This window comes from Vreelandella mediterranea, from assembly GCF_970647075.1.
In genome coordinates this window covers 3,543,742-3,562,561 of record NZ_OZ310198.1, presented here as the reverse complement: position 1 = coordinate 3,562,561, position 18,820 = coordinate 3,543,742, and the positions used below count along the sequence as shown (strand labels likewise).

Below are 18,820 nucleotides of genomic sequence, written 5' to 3'. Positions count from 1 at the left end.
TTTCTAAACGAGGAGTGCTGAAATGTCGGGGTTTTTCAAGGAGTTTCGCGAGTTTGCCGTTAAAGGAAACGTCATCGATATGGCGGTGGGTATTATCATCGGCGGCGCTTTTACGCTCATCGTCCAGCGTCTGGTGGCGGATATCATGAATCCGATCATTGGTTTGTTGATCGGCGGAATCGATTTCTCGAACATTTTCATTGTGTTGCGCGAAGGGGCGGTGGCGGGGCCTTACCTGACACTGGCGTCGGCCCAGGCGGCGGGGGCGGTGACGCTCAATATCGGGCTTTTTCTAAACGCCGTCATTAGCTTCGCTATCGTGGCCTTCGTGGTGTTCATGCTGGTACGCACCATCAACCGCCTAAAGCGTGAAGAAGTGGATGAACCCAAAAGCCCGGTAGAAAAGTCCTGCCCGTACTGTTTTATGGCCGTGCCGATCAAGGCAAGCCGCTGCGGGCACTGTACTTCTGCTTTAACAAAAGTGGAGGAGGACGCGCCAAAGGCACAGAGCTAATCATTGGCGCAGTACATTCGGGTATATAAACGCGGATGATAAAAGCCCTTACTACCAAAGTTGTAATCCCGTCTGAAACGCCCGGCATCCGCCGGGCGTCGCTTTTTGGGGGTGCTTTTTTTCCAAGCGCTCGGGCAATTTGCTTTGATCGTTACTAAGCTAATTAACCGGTTTTGCATTAAGCTAACCGCCATAATTAAAAGAAGTCTTATAAACGCTTCGCTTTTAAAGCGATTGAAGGACTCGTTACGCCATGGCCCGTCGACGCAAAGAAGAGGAGAGCACGTGAGCCTTAAAGACGCATCACGCCGGCGCTTTATGAAAGGCGCCTTGACCAGTATCCCCGCGGTCACGATCGGTAGCGGCGTTTCGCTGACTGCCCCCGCCGATGAACCCCCCGAGCAGCTTGGCGACTACCAGCCGGTATTTTTCGATGAGAGCGAGTGGGAATTCATCATCGCCGCCTGCGACCGGCTGATCCCCGGCGATGGCCCCGGCCCCGGCGCGCTCGAAACCAACGTCCCCATCTTCATCGACCGTCAAATGGAAGGCCGTTTCGGCCACGCCGCCGATTGGTACATGAAAGGGCCGTTTCCCGACGACGTCCCTGAACTGTTCGGCCATCAGATATCGCTGGCCCCCCGCGACATGTACCGGCAGGGCATACCTGCGGTCAACGCGTTTTGCCAGCGCCAGCACGGTCAGGCCTTCGCCGCCCTCGACGACGCGGCGCGCGATGACGTACTCACCGCGCTCGCCCAGGGGGATGTCGAAATGGAAGCGATGCGGAGCAGCTACTTTTTCGACATGCTGCTGCAAAACACCAAAGAGGGCTATTTTGCCGACCCCATCCACGGCGGCAACAAGCACATGGCGGCGTGGAAGTTCATCGGCTTCCCCGGCGCGCGGGGGTCGTATCGCGAGTGGGTCGACCAGCATAACGTCGAGTATCCGCTGGGACCGGTCAGCATTAACGGGGAGAGAGGATAAGCATGGCTAAGACACAACCACCCGTTGACGTGGTGCTGGTGGGCTTCGGCTGGACCAGCTCGATCATGGGCATGGAGCTCACCGAAGAGGGGCTCAACGTACTCGCCCTCGAGCGCGGCGAGGACCGGGATACGGTACCGGATTTTGCCTACCCCAAAATAGCCGACGAGCTTACCTATGGGGTGCGCTATAAACTGATGCAGCGCCCGGCAAAGAGCACGCTCACCGTGCGCCACAACATGGGCGATATGGCGGTACCCTACCGAAACCTCGGCTCGTTTCTGCCCGGTGATGGCGTCGGCGGCGCCGGCGTTCACTGGAATGGCCACACCTGGCGCCCACAGCCTGAAGAGCTTCGTTTGAGGAGTTATGTGGAGGAGAATTTCGGCGCGGATATCATTCCCGACGAGATGACTATTCAAGACTTCGGTATCAGCTACGAGGAGCTCGAGCCGCATTTCGATTTCTTCGAGAAGGTCGCCGGTATTGCCGGGAAAGCGGGTAATTTGAACGGTGAGATCCAGACCGGCGGCAACCCCTTCGAAGGGTGGCGCTCGGATGAGTATCCGATGCCGCCCATGCCCCGTACCTACAACGACGCGCTTTTCGCCGACGCCGCGCGAAGCGAGGGCTATCATCCCTTCCCGATGCCCGCCGCCAACGCCTCCCAGGCCTATACCAACCCTTACGGTATGCAGTTGGCCCCGTGTAACTTCTGCGGCTTCTGCGAACGCTACGGCTGTTTGAACTACTCCAAGTCGTCGCCGCAAACCTGCATTCTGGACGCGCTCAAACGCCGCGAGAACTTCTCCTACCGCACCAACAGCGAAGTGCTGCGCGTGGAGCTCGATAACGACGGCGAGCGGGCCACCGGCGTGACCTACATCGACGGTGAGGGCAACGAGATATTCCAGCCCGCCGACCTGGTGATCCTGGGTGCCTATTCGTTGCACAACGTTCATCTGATGCTGCTCTCCGGCATCGGTACGCCTTACGACCCGGAAAGCGGCGAGGGCGTGGTGGGCAAGAACTACGCCTACCAGATGAACGGCGGTTCGACGCTCTACTTCAATGACAAGGAGTTCAACCCCTTCGTCGGCGCTGGCGCCAACGGCGAGATCATCAACGACTTCGGCGTCGAGCAGATCGACTTCGCCCAGGAAGGGTTCATCGGCGGCTCCTACTTCAATGCGGCGATGACCAACGGCCAACCGATTCGCAACATGCCGCTGCGCGCGGACGCGCCGAGCTGGGGCGTGGGCTGGAAAGAAGCGGTACAAGAGACCTACGGCCACACCATGACCATCGGCTCTCATGGCAGCAACATGTCGTATCGTGACTGCTACCTGGATCTGGACCCGAACTACACTGACGATCATGGCCGGCCGTTGATGCGCATGACCTTCGACTGGAAACCCAACGACGTGCGCATGACCCAGTTCATGAAGCAAAAAATCGACGCGCTCTCCAAGGCCCTGGGCCCGGACGACTACAAGCTGTCGTTCAAGGACTTCGACTCCCATTACGACGTACGCCCCTATCAAACCACCCACAACGTGGGCGGTGCGATCATGGGTACCGACCCCTCGAGCAGTGCGTTGAACCGCTACCTGCAGAGCTGGGACGTGCACAACGTCTTCGTGATGGGCGCCAGCGCTTTCCCGCAGAACATCCAGTACAACCCCACGGGGTTGGTCGGCGCGCTGACCTACTGGTCGGCGAAAGCCATCCGCGAGCAGTACTTGCCCAATCCCGGCCCGCTGGTTCAAGCCTAAGGAGAGCGACCATGAAGCATTACCCAAAATGGCGCCAGGGGCTTGTCGGCGTAGGGCTTTTAAGCGTGGCCTCGCCCTTGCTGGCGTTCGACGACGCCGACATCGAACGCGGCGAGTACCTGTCCCGCGCCGGCGACTGTGTGGCCTGCCATAGTGCGCCGGGGGGCGAGCCCTTCGCCGGCGGCCTGGCGGTAGACAGCCCGTTTGGCGATATCTTCTCGACCAACATCACCCCGGACCCGGAAACCGGCATCGGTCACTACAGCCGCGACGAGTTCGCCGCCGCGCTGAGAGAAGGCAAGCGTGCCGACGGCAAGAATCTCTATCCGGCCATGCCGTATCCGTCCTACTCGCTGATCAACGATGAGGACATCGACGCGCTCTATGCCTACTTCATGGAAGGGGTCGAGCCCGTGCATAACGAGCCGCCGCAAACGGACCTTAGCTTTCCGTTCAGCCAGCGCTGGGGCATCGGGGCCTGGAATTGGCTGTTTACCGCAGACGAGCCCTTCACACCCGATACCGAGCGCAGCGAAGAACTCAACCGCGGCGCCTACCTGGTGCAGGGGCTGGGCCACTGCGGTAGCTGTCATACCGAGCGCGGGTTCTTTTTCCAGGAGAAAGCGCTCAGCGATGGCGATGAGGCTTATCTGGCCGGTGAGGTATTGGATGGATGGTATGCGCCCAGCCTGCGCGGCGACGGTGATGGCGGCAGCGCCATGGAGCGCTGGAACGAGCAGGACATCGTCGACTATCTGGCCACCGGGCGTAACGACCATAGCGCCGTGGCCGGTGAGATGACGTCGGTGGTGGCGCACAGCACCTCGCGTCTTGACGAGAGCGACCTGCACGCGATCGCTGGCTACTTGAAGTCGCTGGGCAATGACGAGGGGCGCCGCGTGATTACCACCGAACAGGTGGATGAAACCGATACCCGGCTGACCAGTGCCGACGTGGGGGATGATCTGGGCGCGCGGCTTTATCTGGATAACTGCAACGCCTGCCATTTCTCCAACGGTCAGGGCGCCTCCGGCGTCTTCCCTTCGCTTTCGGGAAGCTCGATGGTCAATGCCGACGATGCCACCGGGCTGATTCGTGTGATTCTGGGCGGCGCTCGCTTGCCGTCTACCGAGCAGCGCCCGGCGCAACTGGCCATGCCGGACTTCGCCTGGCGGCTCTCTGACGACGAGGTCGCCGAGGTGGCCAACTTCGTACGTAACGCCTGGGGTAACGAAGCCGGCGGTGTCAGCGCGGGTGACGTAGCCGACATCCGCGAAGAGCTGCCCGAGGAGCGCATAACGAGCGCGCCGGTCATCGACGACTGACCTTCCGCGCAAACCAAAAAGGGTGCCCGATGAGGGGCACCCTTTTTTTAATGAAAACCCCAACAGTGCGTGGGGTTTTTTAATGCTTAGCTGTGCGTGCGAGCGCGTGAAGCAGCTTTATCGGTCTGCTCGCCGGTCGAACCGTTTCTGGCCAGTACCTGGTCCAGGGAGGCGCTTTGGTCGGCGTCCGAGCTGCTGGAAGCGGCGGGGGTGACGTGCTCGCCGGAGGCGCTGTTTTTAGCGATCACCTGATCCATGGAGGCGCTGCGTGTTTCGGCCTGGTGAGTGGCGCTCGATGCAGGCTGGCTGATGGCGTTCAGCTCGGCGGAGCCGCGCTCGGCCAATGCAGAGCCAGAAACGAGTGCAAGTGCAATGGCGGCAGTAGCGGTCAATTTTTTCATGCTGGCGTACCTCAAGATATCGAGTTGTTGGGTTCTTGTCGCAACGGTTGCTTCAGAACATGAATATATAGTAGGCCTAAAAAATTAGTATAAAAAGCGCTTAAAAGTATCTAGACCATTCGATTAATATGAAAATAAATCAATGCATACCTGGTACTACTTGATGAGGCGGAGGTGATGTTACCTGTGGTGCTTAAGGCATTAGGCGGTAAGCACGCCACCCAAACGATGATCGGTCAAGGAGAAGATCCAGCCAGCCCGGGGTGGCCACGACAACGCCCCAAGCGCCGCGCACACAAAAAAAGGGTGCCCCCAGAAGGGGCACCCTTTTTAGTGAACACCCCACCGAGCGGCGGGGGATTCGTGCTTAGCCGTGCGAGTTAGTGCTTGAAACGGCGTTATCGGTCTGCTCGCCGGTCGCACCGTTTCTGGCCTGTACCTGGTCCAGGGAGGCGCTTTGGTCGGTGTTCGATCCGCTGGAAGCGGCGGGGGTGACGTGCTCGCCGGAGGCACTGTTTTTAGCGATCACTTGCTGCGTGGAGGCGTTGCGCGATTCGACTTGGTGCGTGGCGCTCGATTCCGGCTGGCTAATGGCGTTCAGCTCGGCGGAGCCGCGCTCGGCGAAAGCAGAGCCAGAAACGAGAGCAAGTGCGATGGCGGCAGTAGCGGTCAGTTTTTTCATGGTGGCGTACCTTAATGTAGTTATCGAATATGTTTAGGGGCTCTGTTCGCGCCCTGCGCTTCAGAACATGCACTCATAGTAGTGTCGAAAAAGTAGGATAAAAAGCGCTTAAAATCGCATAGACCGTTCGTCTATTTAGAATAATAGCGCGAGTGCGCCGTACCGAGACGCGCTTCATTTGCAGCGCCCGCCGCAAGGCCAGGAGGAGGCGAGAGGTGTTTCAAAGTACCGAGGGCAACCAAAAAAGGGTGCCCGAGGGCACCCTTGAAAAGAGACAGCTTGCTTGCGCAGAACTTGCTTAGCGGCGCTTTTTGGCGCCCTTGCGAGGGCCGTCGCTGTCGCTTGCATCGCTTGGCTGGGGCAGTGAAGGGAGCGACTGAGCCATCATGTCGACGCTTTGGCGGTAGTAGAGCTGGCTCTTGTTGTGCTCGCCAAGGCTTGCGTAAAGGCGGGCAAGCTCGGCACACACTTCGCCGCTCGGGCGCTGGCGCTGGCTGGCTTCGAAGTACTCGAGCGCTTTCTCCCACTGGCCGGTACGTAGCGACAGCCGGCCGCAGGCAAGCAGCAGTTCCGGATCGTTGGGGCGCTCTTGCAACCATTTTTCTGCCTTGGCCAGCTGGCGCGCCGCGTCGACGCCCAAAAGCCCGTAGCGCTTCACTAGCCGCGCGTCCCAGTGAACGTCCAGCGACTGGTTCAAGAGACGCTCGGCAATCGTCTCCTCGTTGGACTGTAAGAGCGCTTCTACGTAAAGCACGATCAGCTCGGTGTTACCGCGCAGGTACTCCGGCATGTCCGACCAAAGCCCGCGGACCCGCTCGATGTTGGCCGGGTTGCCGGCTTCGAACACGATCAGCTCGCGGTAGGCTTTGAACTCGAGCTGCTCGCGCTCTTGCTCGGTAATCAGCTTTTTGGCGGTCAGCCGTGGCACCAGGTGGCGCAGGCCTTCCCAGTCGCTGACGCTCAAGTACACCTGCTTGAGTAGCTTGAGCACCTGCGGGTGGTTGGGCAGCTTCTGGTCGAGGCGGTTGAGAATCGCCAGCGCCTCTTCCGGCTGCTGCCGGTCGATCATGAGCTGCGCCTGCATCAGGCCCACCGCGGTACCCGCACCGTCGGTCGAGAGTTGGGCCTGGTTCAAGTGCTCCTGGGAGCGCTCGTGATGGCCCTGGTAGTGGGCAGCAAGCGCGGCGGAAAGATAGTTCACCATCGGCGCGCTGGAGTCATCCGCGGCACCGGCCAAAGTGCGCTCGGCGCGTTTGAAGCGGCCCTCGGTCAGCGCGACCAGGCCGCGCTCCGTGCGCTTCATGGCGCGGCGGTTACGGGCCCGGCTATTCCAGGTGCGAAACCGGCCCATCGGACGAAGGATGCCGGCAAGTAGTCGAAGCACGAAGTGCACCAGGATAAACGCGCCCAGCAGCAGCACCAGGCCAAACCAGAACGAGGTTTGTACGGAGGTATCGCCGACGCGAATCAGCCAGTAGCCGGGTACCGACATCATCAGATGGCCGAACAGGGCGCCCACGGCGAGCCCGGCGACGATTAACAGCAGCAGTTTTCTCATTCGTCACCTCCGCCCTGGCGGCGTGACTCGAAACGATTGTCGATAAAGCGCGACATTGCTTGCTGCGAACCGCTGATGTCGGGAAGCTCGGGCTCGACGTCGTTTTGTTTGATCTCCTGGAGGCGCGTAATAACGCTTTGCGTCTCTTCACGTTCGGTGTCGTAGTAGCTATCGAGCAGATTCAGCGCTTTATCCAGGCTTGCCTCGAAAAGCGGCTGCTCTTCTCGCAGCAGCGCAAGCTGCGCCTGCTCGAGGATCAGGCGCAGGCTCTGGCGTAGATACGACTCTTGCTCCGGCGTGACCAGGGCCTCCAGCGCTTCGTCGTGATGACGCACCACGACCAAATCACGCAGCTCGGCGCCAAAGCGCGCCAGCTGGCGCTCGAAAGAACCCTGGGGCGGCTGTTCGATACCGGAATTGACCGCACGCTCCTCGATTTCCTGGGAGAGGCGAAGCCCGGCCACACGCTCCTGCTGTGCGTTCAGCGCCAGATAAATACCGGTACGGTCAACGCGGGGAACGCCATCGAGCGCGGCCAGCTCGCTGGCGATTTCCCGGCGTACCGGCGTCAGCGCCGGGTTGTCGGCGTCTACCAGGCGGGCGTCGGCGGTGCGCAGCAGTGCCGCGGCGCCCTCAACGTCGCCTTCGAGCTGCAGGCGCTGGTTGGCCAGACGCAAAAGGTAGGCGGCTTCGGCGTGGAGCCAGTCGCGCTCATCGGTATCCTGGGCCTGGGAGAGCTGGTCGAGCACCTCAGACACGGTTTCATCGACACTGGCCTGGACCTCGTCAAGCTCGGCGCGCAGTTCGCGAGCGGTGTTCTCGAGGGTTTCGTTGCGCTCGGCCTCATTGCTTTCAAGGCGGGACTCCAGCTCACTCAAGTTTTGCTGAGTGGCGCTGCCTTGGGTCTGTTGGTCGAGCTCGTCGATACGCGCCTGCTGGTTATCCAGGCGCTGCCAAAGCTGCCAGGCGACCACGCCCAACACAAGCGCCAGAATCAGCACCAACACGAGGGCGACCACGCCGCCTTTACCGCCGCCGCCGGAAGAGGCCGGTTTTTGAGAGGCGGGCGTTTTGGGGGGCGGCGTGGCGCTTGCGGTGCTTTTGCTTGCCGGGGCACTGGACGCCGTTTTGGCACCGGTGCTGGCTTCGGTGGTGCTCGTTTTGTCGGGCGCGGCGTTGGATGAACCGGGCGTGCTGGCGCCGGTCGTGGCCGGGGCGCTAGCGTTTTTAGCGTTGTTGCCCCCCTTGTTGCGGCGACGCGAACGGCTGTTTTTAGTGGCGTAGTCGTTTTGCGCGGCCTGGTCAGCGGCGTTTTTATCATCGACCGGGGGCGAGGCCGTGCTCGATGACTCATCCGCCACAGGCGTCTCGCTCGCTGGTCGGTTTTGAGAGGCATCGTCAGGCGTTTTGTTGGCGCCTTCCTGGTCAAGTGGTTGTTTGCTCATCTGTCGCTAGCCCTTGTTAAGTTCTTTGATCGACATCGGCATCCCGGGGAGTGCAGGATTCGTTCAACGCTGCTACCAGCGCGGCTTTCGATGCGCCCGACGCCACCTTAAGGTCGCTAAAACCCAGCTTACCGGCAAGCGTCGCTAAACGGTGACTGGAAACGATTAGGGGTTGATCCAACGCCGCCTGTTGACACCATTTTGCCAGATATTCAAGCAGCTCGCCGCTGGTCACAATCAATGTATGAAAACTGCCACTCGCCAGGCGCCTTTGCAACTCGGCGCTAGGCGGCTGGTAGACGCGCCGGTAGACCGCCAGCCGCGTCACGGCGGCGCCGCGGGCGGTAAGCGTATCCGCCAGCAGCGGCCGTCCGCCTTCGCCGGCCACCAAAAGCACGCGCTGATGGGTAAGGCGTTGGAGCGAGGGCAGCGACAAAAGCGCTTCGCTGGTATCCTCGCCCGCGCTTGCCGGCGGGACATGGACACGGGCACCCAGCTCATCATGGAGCACCTCCGCCGTGCCGCGCCCGGGGCTATAAAAGGCGATGCCCACCGGTAATTGCGGCCAGTAGCAATCGATTGCCTCCACCAGGCAGCGGGCCGCAAACGGGCTGATGACGACTATCTTATGGTACTGATCCAGATCCAGCCATACGCTTCGAAGCGTGGCGTCCTCGTCGAGTGCTTGAAGGGTCATTACCTCCAGCGGCTCGACCCACGCGCCCTCGGCGCGCAGCGCCTCGGCGAGCACTTCGCCGCGCTCGCCCGGGCGGCAGATGAGTACCGGCTCCTTCATGGTGCGGGCGTGCTCATACGTTGTTGCCGTAGACCTCGGCAAGGATTTCGCCCGCGCCCTGGTCGAGCAGGTCTTCGGCGACGCGAATGCCCAGCGCTTCGGGCTCATGGATAGAGCCGCGGCCCTCGGCGCGCAGCACCTCGGTGCCTTCCGGGTTGCCGACGAGCCCACGCAGCCAGATGGTTTCGTTGGCTTTATCCAGCACCGCGTGGCCGGCGATCGGCACCTGGCAGCCGCCTTCCAGGCGCGTGTTCATGGCGCGCTCGGCGCGTACCCGGGTGGCGGTATCCTGATCGTCAAGCGGAGTGAGCAGGCCAATCAGGTCCGGGTCGTGGAGGCGGCATTCGATACCCAGCGCCCCCTGGCCGCAGGCCGGCAGGCAGATCTCCGGCGGCAGTTCCTGGGCGATGCGCGCATCGAGCCCCAGTCGCTTGAGACCGGAGGTTGCCAGGATGATGGCGTCGAACTCTTCGTCGTCGAGCTTGGCAAGGCGTGTTTGCACATTGCCGCGCAGATTCAAAATCTCCAGGTCCGGGCGGGCCTCGCGCAGTTGCAGGCCACGGCGCAGGCTGGCCGTGCCGATACGCGCCCCTTCGGGCAGCTCGTCAACGCTTTGATAGCGGTTGGAGACGAACGCATCCGTCGGCTCGGCGCCTTCCAGAATCACGGAAAGCCCCAGCCCTTCGGGAAAGTGCATGGGCACATCTTTCATCGAATGCACGGCGATATCGGCGCGGCCGTCGAGCATGGCGTCTTCGAGTTCTTTGACGAACAGCCCCTTACCGCCGATTTTAGAAAGCGGCGTGTCGATGATTTTATCGCCCTTGGTGGACAGCGCCACCAGCTCGACTTCCAGACCGCTATGTGCCGCCATCAGTCGATCCCGGACGTGTTCGGCTTGCCACATGGCCAGTTGGCTCTTACGCGTGGCGATGCGCAATTTGGTGATGGATGACACGTTATTCTCCCTTTGCCGCTGACACGGCGTGTCGAACTATGATAAATCTCATCATAAAGCACCCGGTCTCGCAGTAAAAACAACCAGCCGTAATTGGCTAACGTATAATATTAGTTAACGTATAATGTAAATGTCTTTGCACAGGTAATGCCCTATGCCCTCTGCCGATCTTCAAGGCGAGCTGGATCAATTTTTTCTGTTGTCCCAGGACATGCTTTGCTGCATCGATTTCCAAGGGACGCTTATAAATGTTAACCCCGGCTTCGAAAACCTGCTTGGATATTGTGCCGAGGAGCTCATTGGCCGCCCCTGCGGCGTGATCATCGAGCGCCAGGATCACCCCATTATAGAGAGGGCGCTTGCGCGGATACACCAGGGGGAGCTGGTCGACCCGTTTGACGTTCGCGCTACAAGTCGCGCCGGCAAGCTCAAGTGGTTGGAGGTGAGCGCGTTCGCCAACGATAAGGTGATCTACGTGATCGCCCGGGACATTACCCTGCGTAAAACCTCCGCGCAGCAGTTGGCGCTTTTAGAGCGAAGCGTGGAGTCGAGCACCAACGGGGTCATCATCGTCGATGCCCAGGCCGACGACTTGCCCATGGTCTACGTCAACAAGGCCTTCGAGCAGATTACCGGCTATGAGCGCACGGCGGTGCTGGGCCGCAACTGCCGCTTTTTGCAGGGCGAAGAGACCGACCCGGCGGTACGCCGACAGCTTCGCCGGGGGATCAAGGAGCAGCGCGACGTGCACGTGATGCTGCGCAACTACCGCCGCGACGGCACGCTGTTTTGGAACGATTTGTATATTTCCCCGGTGCGCGATGACCAGGGGGTGGTGACCCACTTCGTCGGCGTGCAAAACGATGTCACCGCCCAGCGCGAGTACCAGGCGCAGCTTAGACACAACGCCAACCACGATGCGCTGACCGGGCTTCCCAATTTGCAGCTTCTGAATCAGCGCCTGGCCCAGGGCTGCGTGATGGCCAAGCGCTATCAGCGCTATCTGGCTGTGCTGTTCATCGACCTGGACGATTTCAAGCCGATCAACGACTCGATGGGCCACGATGTCGGCGACTTCATTTTGATGAGCGTGGCACGGCGCCTGGAAGAGGAGCTGCGCCCCTGGGATACGGTAGCGCGCATCGGCGGCGACGAGTTCATCGTACTGCTGCCGGATCTGGCCCACGAGCAGGACGTCATGCAGGTGGTTGAGCGTTTGCTCGAGCGCATCGCCGCGCCTTACTGGTATCAGGATAAGGAACTACGCATCACCGCCAGTATCGGTATCGGCACCGACAACGGTAGCGTCGCCAAACCACGCACCCTGGTGCAACAGGCCGACCTTGCCATGTACAAGGCCAAGCGGCGCGGGCGCAACACCTACCAGTGGTACACCGACGAGCTCAACCGCAAAGTGAGCGAGCGCGTCGACCTGCGCCACGCGCTGCAAAAAGCCATCGAGCAGGAGCAGTTCGAGCTTCACTACCAGCCGCAAATCGATAGCGTCACAGGCCAGGTAGTGGGCGTAGAGGCGCTGATTCGCTGGCAACACCCGGAGCGAGGCAACGTCCCGCCCATCGAGTTTATCGGGCTTTCCGAAGAGACCGGTCAGATCATTCCGATTAGTGAGTGGGTGCTAAGCCAGGCCTGTAAGGACGCGGTGCGCTTGAATAGCGGGGAGCATGGCCCGATCACCATGGCAGTGAACGTCTCGCCGGTGCAGTTTCAGCGCCCGGGGTTCGTCGCATCGATCGAAAAAGTGCTGAACGAGAGTGGTCTGGCCCCGGCGCTTTTGGAAATCGAGATTACCGAAGGCGTATTGATGGACAGCACCGAGCACGCGATCGAGGCGCTCAACGGGCTGCGAACGCTTGGCGTGCATATCGCGCTGGACGATTTCGGCACCGGCTTTTCAAGCCTTAGCTACCTAAAGCGCCTGCCGATCAACAAGCTCAAGATCGACCGTTCGTTCATACACGATGTGACCCACGATGAGAACGACGCCGCCATCGTCGAAGGCGTGATCACCATGGCGTCGAAGCTGGGGCTCGAGGTGCTCATCGAAGGTGTCGAGACCCTCGAACAGTTTCGTTACCTGCGCGAGAAGCACCCGACCTACCTGCAGGGCTACTACTTTGCCCGCCCCATCGCATTCGACGCCCTGGTCGATTATCTGGATCACTTCGACTGCGACACGGTGCTTTTGGACCGCCTGGACGCCTAAGGCGAATACTTTTAGAGCGCTCAAAACCCCGTGCCGCGAACGGGGTCGACTCTGATACACTCGTCGACAACGACTCCCCCTGATTTTTGTCACCTTTTTTGTCAGCAGGAACCCTCGATGACCCAAGCTACGAATCAGTCCTGGGGTGGACGCTTTAGCGAGCCCACCGACGCCTTTGTTGCCCGCTTTACCGCCTCCGTGAATTTCGACCAGCGCCTGGCGCCCCAGGACATTCAAGGCTCGATCGCCCACGCCACCATGCTAAGCCGAGTGGGCGTATTAACCGAAGACGAGTGCCAGGCGATCATCGACGGCCTAACCGAGATCCAGGGCGAGATCGAGCGCGGCGAATTCCAGTGGTCGGTGCCGCTTGAAGACGTGCACATGAACATCGAAGCGCGCTTGACCCAAAAGATCGGCATTACCGGCAAGAAGCTGCATACCGGGCGCTCGCGCAACGACCAAGTGGCGACCGACATTCGCCTGTTCCTGCGCGACGCCATCGACATGATCGATGTCGAACTCACCCGCCTACGCGAGGGCATGATTGGCCTTGCCGAGGATGAGGCCGATACCATCATGCCCGGCTTTACGCACCTGCAAACCGCCCAGCCGGTCACCTTTGGCCATCACCTGCTGGCCTGGCAGGAGATGCTCGCCCGGGACCACGAGCGCCTTTTGGACACTCGCAAGCGTGTCAACGTGCTGCCCTTGGGGGCGGCGGCGCTGGCCGGTACCACTTACCCGATCGATCGTCACGTCACTGCCGAGCTTCTGGGCTTTGCGCGTCCGGCAGAAAACTCGCTGGACGCGGTGTCGGATCGCGACTTCGCCATCGAATTTACAAGCTTTGCCAGCATCCTCTTGATGCACATGTCGCGCATGAGCGAGGAGCTGGTGCTCTGGACCAGCGCTCAGTTCGATTTCATCGATCTGCCGGATCGCTTCTGCACCGGCTCCTCGATCATGCCCCAGAAGAAAAACCCGGACGTACCGGAGCTGGTGCGCGGCAAGACCGGGCGCGTCTATGGCCATCTGATGAGCCTTTTGACGCTGATGAAGTCCCAGCCGCTGGCCTATAACAAGGACAACCAGGAAGACAAGGAGCCCCTGTTCGATGCCGTGGACACGGTGCTCGACTGCCTGAAAGCGTTTGCCGACATGGTGCCGGCCATCGAGCCCAAGAAAGAAAGCATGTATGAGGCAGCGCGGCGCGGCTTCTCGACGGCCACGGACCTGGCGGATTACCTGGTGCGCAAGGGCGTGGCCTTCCGCGATGCCCACGAAATCGTTGGCCAGTCCGTCGCTTTCGGTCTGAAAGAGAAGAAAGATCTTTCCGAGATGAGTTTGCAGGAGCTCAAGCAGTTCTCCGATACCATCGAAGAAGACGTGTTCGAGGTGCTGACCCTGGAGGGGTCGGTGGCCGCGCGTAACCACATCGGTGGCACCGCCCCGGATCAAGTGCGCGCCGCGGCCAGCCGCGCCCTGGAAGCCCTCAAGGCGCACCGGGAGGCGAAATGAAAGCCCTCGTTTCGATCACGCTCATCGCCCTGCTGCTGGCCGGGTGTGGGCAGAAGGGCCCGCTCTATCAGCCCGACGATAACGCGCAAACCGCCGCCGAGGAGAGCTAATGGATCACTTCAACTACCGCGACGGCGTGCTGTTTGCCGAAGAGGTGGCGCTTAGCCGTATTGCGTTGGAGGTCGGCACGCCGTGCTACGTCTACTCCAAAGCGACGCTAGAGCGTCACTTTCGCGCCTATACCGAAGCGCTGGGCAGTCACCCGCATCTTATTTGCTACGCCGTGAAGGCCAACTCCAACCTGGCAGTGCTGGGGCTTCTGGCGCGCCTGGGCGCGGGGTTCGATATCGTCTCCGTCGGTGAGTTGGAGCGCGTGCTGGCCGCCGGCGGCGACCCGTCCAAAATCGTCTTCTCTGGCGTTGCCAAGCGCGCCGATGAGATGGCTCGGGCGCTTCAGGTGGGTATCAAGTGCTTCAATGTGGAGTCCACGCCGGAGCTCGAGCGTTTGAATCAAGTGGCTGGCGAGCTTGGCATGGTTGCGCCGGTGTCGCTTCGTGTGAATCCGGATGTGGATGCGGGCACCCACCCCTATATTTCCACCGGGCTCAAGGACAACAAGTTCGGCATCGCCGTTAGTGAGGCGTTCGATGCTTACGAGCTCGCCGCTGGCTTGGCGAATCTTGAGATCAAGGGCCTCGACTGCCATATCGGCTCGCAATTGACCGAGACGGCGCCGTTTCTGGATGCCCTGGAGCGGCTTTTGCTGCTCATGGAACGGCTTCGCGAGCGCGGTATCGAGATCGAGCACCTGGATCTGGGCGGCGGGCTCGGCGTGCCGTACCGCGACGAGACCCCGCCCCAGCCCTTCGATTACGCCAGTAAGCTTTTAGCGCGGCTGTCGCGCTGGGAAGGCGGCGAAAACCTGACCCTGCTGTTCGAGCCCGGCCGCTCCATCGCCGCCAACGCCGGCGTGATGCTCACCCGGGTCGAGTTTTTAAAGCCCGGTGAGACGAAAAACTTCGCCATCGTCGACGCGGCCATGAACGATTTGATCCGCCCGGCGCTTTATCAGGCCTGGCAAGCGATCGTCTGCGTGGACACCCGCGAGGCGCGCTCGGAGGCGATTTATGACGTGGTCGGCCCGGTTTGTGAAACCGGCGATTTCCTGGGCAAGGAGCGCGAGCTCGCCATTGCCGAAGGCGATCTACTGGCGGTGCGCTCGGCGGGCGCCTACGGCTACGTGATGGCGTCGAACTACAACAGCCGCCCACGGCCTGCCGAGGTCATGGTGGATCGCGAGCGTTTTCACATCGTGCGCGCTCGGGAAACGCTCGAGAACCTGTGGGCGGGCGAAACGCTGCTGCCAGACGAGGCGTCTTGATGCTGCTTCACTTCACCAAAATGCATGGCCTGGGCAACGACTTCATGGTCATCGATCTGGTCACTCAGCGCGCCCGGCTCACCAATGAGCTGATCGCGCAATTGGGCGATCGGCGCTTCGGTATCGGCTTCGACCAGCTGCTGGTGGTCGAGCCGCCACGGGACCCGGACATGGACTTTCGCTACCGCATCTTCAACGCCGATGGCAGCGAAGTAGAGAACTGCGGTAACGGCGCGCGCTGTTTTGCGCGCTTCGTGCGCGAACAGCGCCTGACCCACAAGCACGAGATTTGTGTGGAAACCGCGGGCGGGCCGCTCACGCTCCATGTACAAAATGACGGTCTGGTACGGGTTGATATGGGCCGCCCGCGTTTCGAGCCCGAGGCGCTGGCCTTCGACGCCGCCGAAGACGTCCCGCTGCACGCGATCGATGTTCAAGGTGAGCGGCTCGAGATCGGCGTGGTCTCGATGGGCAACCCCCACGCGGTGCTCACCGTTGAAAGCGTCGAGCAGGCCCCGGTCGAACGGCTGGGCCCGCTTTTGGAGGCGCACCCGCGCTTTGCCCACCGCGTCAACGCCGGCTTCATGCAGGTGGTATCACAAAGCGAGATCCGCCTGCGCGTTTTTGAACGCGGTAGCGGCGAAACCCTGGCCTGCGGTACCGGCGCCTGCGCGGCGGTGGCCAGCGGCATTCGCCAGGGGCTTTTGCAAAGCCCGGTGACGGTCCACCTGCCCGGCGGAACGCTGCTCATCGAGTGGCCGGATACCAACGGCCCGCTGGTCATGGTCGGCCCGGCCACGCGGGTGTTCGATGGCCGCGTGACGCTCAACTAGTTCCAAGGAGAATAGCGATGTCGCAAGCCCCCGAGCCGCGTAAAACGCTCGACCCGGACCAGGTCGCCTTTTGGCTGGCCCGCCATCCGGATTTTTTCGTCGGCCGGGAGGGCCTGCTTCAGCAGCTCAAGGTGCCGCACCCGGATATCGGCGGCGCCGTGTCGCTTCTGGAGCGGCTGGTGCTGGATCTTCGCCAGCGGGCAGAAGGCGCCGAGGGGCGCCTGGAGCACCTGCTGGAAACCGCCCGGCACAACGAGGCGCAGTACCGGCGCCTGCGCGAAACGATGCTTTCGCTGATCGAAGCCGAGGACCGGGACGCCCTGGCCCAGGCGCTGGCCACCCAGCTGAGCGAGCGCTTCGACACGCCGGCCATGGCGCTTTGGTGCCCGTCTGCGCTTACCGATGACGAGCCCGCGCTGCCCCAGCCGCCGCGCCACGTGCTCGACCAGCACGCCACTACGCGGCTGAGCGCGCTGCTCGATGGCCGCAGCAGCCGCTGCGCGAAGCTAAGTGTGAGCGACTGGAAACGGCTTTTGCCCCATACCAAGGCGCCGCGCAAGGCCGGGTCGTGTGCCATTTCGCGCCTCTCCGCCGGCGAGCCCATGGGCTATCTGGTGCTGGCGAGCCCGGATGCGGAGTGTTACAAGGCCAGCATGGACACGCTATTTACCGAATACCTGGGCGATATCGTCGCCAGGCTGTTGCAGCGCCTGGGTCCGCATGGCTGAGCCGACGCTTACCCTCGCCGATGCTATCGATGGCTACCTGACCACGCTTGCCAGGCGGGCGAGCCCGGCGACGGTGGCGGGCTACCGCCAGGATCTAGTCGCGTTCGCGCGGTTTGCCGACAAGCGCGGGATCACCGAGGTCACCGCCCTCGACGCGCCGCTTGCGCGCGCGTTTTTGGGGGCCGAGCGAAGCCGCGGGCTCGCCCCTCGTAGCCTGGCGCGGCGCCGCGCCGCGCTCTCCCGCTTCGCCGATGACCTGGTAGGCCAGGAGGTGCTGGCGGACAACCCGATCAAGCTGCTGCGCACCCCCAAACAGCCCAGCCACCTGCCAAGGCCGCTGGATGTGGATATTCTGGCGCAGTTTCTCGATACCCCTCACGACGGCTCGCTTCTGGCCCAGCGCGACCAGGCGATGCTCGAGCTTTTCTACTCCAGCGGGCTGCGCCTGGCCGAGCTTGCCGCGCTGGATGTGACGAGTCTGAATGCGGGCTACGTGCGGGTGTTGGGCAAGGGCGGCAAGCCCCGTCAGGTGCCGGTCGGTGGCCGCGCCCGCACCGCGCTCGATCAGTGGCTCGCGGGCCGCGGCGGCTGGGCCGGGGAGGAGGCTGCGCTTTTTATCGGCCGCCAGGGCCGGCGCCTTGGCCACCGCGCCATTCAAAAGCGCCTGGCGCAGCTTTCTATCGAGCGTGGCCTGCCCGAGCACTTGCACCCGCATCGGCTGCGCCACTCCTTTGCCAGCCACCTGCTGGAGTCGAGCCAGGATCTGCGCGCGGTGCAGGAGCTTTTGGGCCACGCCAATTTGGCCACCACCCAGGTCTACACCCGCCTTGACTGGCAGCATCTGGCCCAGAGCTACGACGCCGCCCACCCCCGTGCCAAACGCCGCCCCCGGAGCGAGCCATGACCGAATCAAGAGCCGAGCTAAAAGCCATCACCTTCGATCTCGACGATACGCTTTGGGATAATCACGGCGTGATGCTGAAAACCGAGCAGGGCCACTACCAGTGGCTTTTAAACGCGCTGGCCGAGTGGCAGCGCGCGCGCGGCGAAGCGCCGCTTGCGATCGACTTCGAAGAAGGTCTGGCGGATTACCTGACAAGGCGTCAGGCATTTGCAAAAGCGACCCCCAAGCGCCGGGGCGACTTCACCTGGCTGCGCCTTCGCGCCCTCGAGGCGCAGCTGGAGGCGGCGGGCCTTACGCGCAGTAGCGCCATTTTGTGGGCGGCGGCGGCGATGAACGAGTTCCACCGCCTGCGCGTGCAGGTGACGCCGCACCCGGAAGCCGCCGAGCTACTCGAGACGCTGGGCCAGCGCTTTCACCTGGCGGCCATCACCAACGGCAATATTCACCTCAAACGCCAGCCTTTGGCGGGGTATTTTCCCATCGCCGTGGCGGCCGGGGAGCTCTTTGCGCCCAAGCCCGACCCCCATGCGTTCGTCACCGTGCTCGAACAGATGAACGTCGACCCACACAACGCCATGCACGTCGGCGACTCCTGGGAGGAGGACGTGCTGCCCGCCAGCCGCTTAGGGATGCACGCGGTGTGGATCGCCGCCGAGAGCGACCAGGTGTTGCCCAGCCGCGTTTACCGGCTGAGCCACGTCAAGGAGTTGCCCGCGCTGATCGAACGGCTGGAGAACGCGGCGGGCTGAATTATTGGACTGAGTGATTGAACTTGGTTATCGGAC

18 protein-coding genes are annotated in these 18,820 nt (G+C 61.9%); 12 read left to right on the top strand and 6 right to left on the bottom strand.

Annotation, left to right across the window (positions count from 1 at the left end; genetic code table 11):
* Positions 1-22: 22 nt before the first annotated feature.
* The 4 genes from mscL (at position 23) to ACWFVE_RS16450 (ending at position 4,604) form a co-directional block, all read left to right on the top strand.
* Positions 23-514, top strand: a complete 492-nt coding sequence (gene mscL / locus ACWFVE_RS16465) for a large conductance mechanosensitive channel protein MscL (RefSeq protein WP_447530339.1) — start codon at positions 23-25, stop codon at positions 512-514.
* 285 nt (positions 515-799) lie between these two features.
* Entirely contained in the window at positions 800-1,504 is a 705-nt protein-coding gene (locus ACWFVE_RS16460) for a gluconate 2-dehydrogenase subunit 3 family protein (protein ID WP_447530338.1), read from the top strand.
* A 2-nt stretch (positions 1,505-1,506) separates the two neighbouring features.
* A complete protein-coding gene (locus ACWFVE_RS16455) occupies positions 1,507-3,279 on the top strand; it encodes a GMC family oxidoreductase (RefSeq protein WP_447530337.1) in 1,773 nt (590 codons plus the stop codon).
* Between the two features lie 11 nt (positions 3,280-3,290).
* Complete coding sequence (locus tag ACWFVE_RS16450) at positions 3,291-4,604, top strand: c-type cytochrome (RefSeq protein WP_447530336.1); 1,314 nt, start codon at positions 3,291-3,293, stop codon at positions 4,602-4,604.
* 86 nt (positions 4,605-4,690) lie between these two features.
* On the opposite strand, the gene ACWFVE_RS16445 is transcribed toward ACWFVE_RS16450, so the two are convergent.
* From ACWFVE_RS16445 to hemC, 6 genes are all read right to left on the bottom strand, one after another.
* Positions 4,691-5,005: a hypothetical protein gene (locus ACWFVE_RS16445; protein WP_447530335.1), complete on the bottom strand. Its 315-nt coding sequence runs from the start codon at positions 5,003-5,005 to the stop codon at positions 4,691-4,693.
* 367 nt (positions 5,006-5,372) lie between these two features.
* The gene (locus ACWFVE_RS16440) at positions 5,373-5,687 is read right to left on the bottom strand and encodes a hypothetical protein (protein WP_447530334.1); all 315 of its coding nucleotides are present in this window, start codon (positions 5,685-5,687) and stop codon (positions 5,373-5,375) included.
* Between the two features lie 298 nt (positions 5,688-5,985).
* On the bottom strand, positions 5,986-7,245 hold the full coding sequence (locus ACWFVE_RS16435) for a heme biosynthesis HemY N-terminal domain-containing protein (protein ID WP_447530333.1): 1,260 nt from the start codon (positions 7,243-7,245) through the stop codon (positions 5,986-5,988).
* Positions 7,242-8,690: a uroporphyrinogen-III C-methyltransferase gene (locus ACWFVE_RS16430; RefSeq protein ID WP_447530332.1), complete on the bottom strand. Its 1,449-nt coding sequence runs from the start codon at positions 8,688-8,690 to the stop codon at positions 7,242-7,244. Before ACWFVE_RS16430 ends, ACWFVE_RS16435 begins: the two co-directional genes overlap by 4 nt.
* Before the next feature lie 16 nt (positions 8,691-8,706).
* Entirely contained in the window at positions 8,707-9,486 is a 780-nt protein-coding gene (locus ACWFVE_RS16425) for a uroporphyrinogen-III synthase (RefSeq protein ID WP_447530331.1), read from the bottom strand.
* A gap of 13 nt (positions 9,487-9,499) precedes the next feature.
* Positions 9,500-10,444, bottom strand: a complete 945-nt coding sequence (gene hemC / locus ACWFVE_RS16420; RefSeq protein ID WP_447530330.1) for a hydroxymethylbilane synthase — start codon at positions 10,442-10,444, stop codon at positions 9,500-9,502.
* Between the two features lie 154 nt (positions 10,445-10,598).
* Here hemC and ACWFVE_RS16415 point away from each other — a divergent pair, with 154 nt between their 5' ends.
* The 8 genes from ACWFVE_RS16415 to ACWFVE_RS16380 all read left to right on the top strand — a co-directional run bounded on the left by ACWFVE_RS16415 (position 10,599) and on the right by ACWFVE_RS16380 (position 18,784).
* Positions 10,599-12,668 carry a sensor domain-containing protein gene (locus ACWFVE_RS16415; protein ID WP_447530329.1) on the top strand — a complete coding sequence of 690 codons (2,070 nt, stop codon included), beginning with the start codon at positions 10,599-10,601 and terminating at the stop codon, positions 12,666-12,668.
* Between the two features lie 117 nt (positions 12,669-12,785).
* The gene (gene argH / locus ACWFVE_RS16410; RefSeq protein ID WP_447530328.1) at positions 12,786-14,189 is read left to right on the top strand and encodes an argininosuccinate lyase; all 1,404 of its coding nucleotides are present in this window, start codon (positions 12,786-12,788) and stop codon (positions 14,187-14,189) included.
* Positions 14,186-14,299 (top strand): LPS translocon maturation chaperone LptM, encoded by a 114-nt coding sequence (gene lptM, locus ACWFVE_RS16405; protein ID WP_447530327.1) that lies wholly within the window; start codon positions 14,186-14,188, stop codon positions 14,297-14,299. Before argH ends, lptM begins: the two co-directional genes overlap by 4 nt.
* Positions 14,299-15,570, top strand: a complete 1,272-nt coding sequence (gene lysA, locus ACWFVE_RS16400; RefSeq protein WP_447530326.1) for a diaminopimelate decarboxylase — start codon at positions 14,299-14,301, stop codon at positions 15,568-15,570. Before lptM ends, lysA begins: the two co-directional genes overlap by 1 nt.
* On the top strand, positions 15,570-16,403 hold the full coding sequence (dapF, locus tag ACWFVE_RS16395) for a diaminopimelate epimerase (protein WP_447530325.1): 834 nt from the start codon (positions 15,570-15,572) through the stop codon (positions 16,401-16,403). Before lysA ends, dapF begins: the two co-directional genes overlap by 1 nt.
* A gap of 17 nt (positions 16,404-16,420) precedes the next feature.
* Positions 16,421-17,131: a DUF484 family protein gene (locus ACWFVE_RS16390; RefSeq protein ID WP_447530324.1), complete on the top strand. Its 711-nt coding sequence runs from the start codon at positions 16,421-16,423 to the stop codon at positions 17,129-17,131.
* Positions 17,124-18,035, top strand: coding sequence for a tyrosine recombinase XerC (locus ACWFVE_RS16385; RefSeq protein WP_447530323.1), 912 nt, complete (start codon positions 17,124-17,126; stop codon positions 18,033-18,035). The genes ACWFVE_RS16390 and ACWFVE_RS16385 overlap by 8 nt, the downstream gene beginning before the upstream one ends.
* Positions 18,032-18,784: an HAD family hydrolase gene (locus ACWFVE_RS16380; protein ID WP_447530322.1), complete on the top strand. Its 753-nt coding sequence runs from the start codon at positions 18,032-18,034 to the stop codon at positions 18,782-18,784. Before ACWFVE_RS16385 ends, ACWFVE_RS16380 begins: the two co-directional genes overlap by 4 nt.
* Positions 18,785-18,820 lie beyond the last annotated feature (36 nt).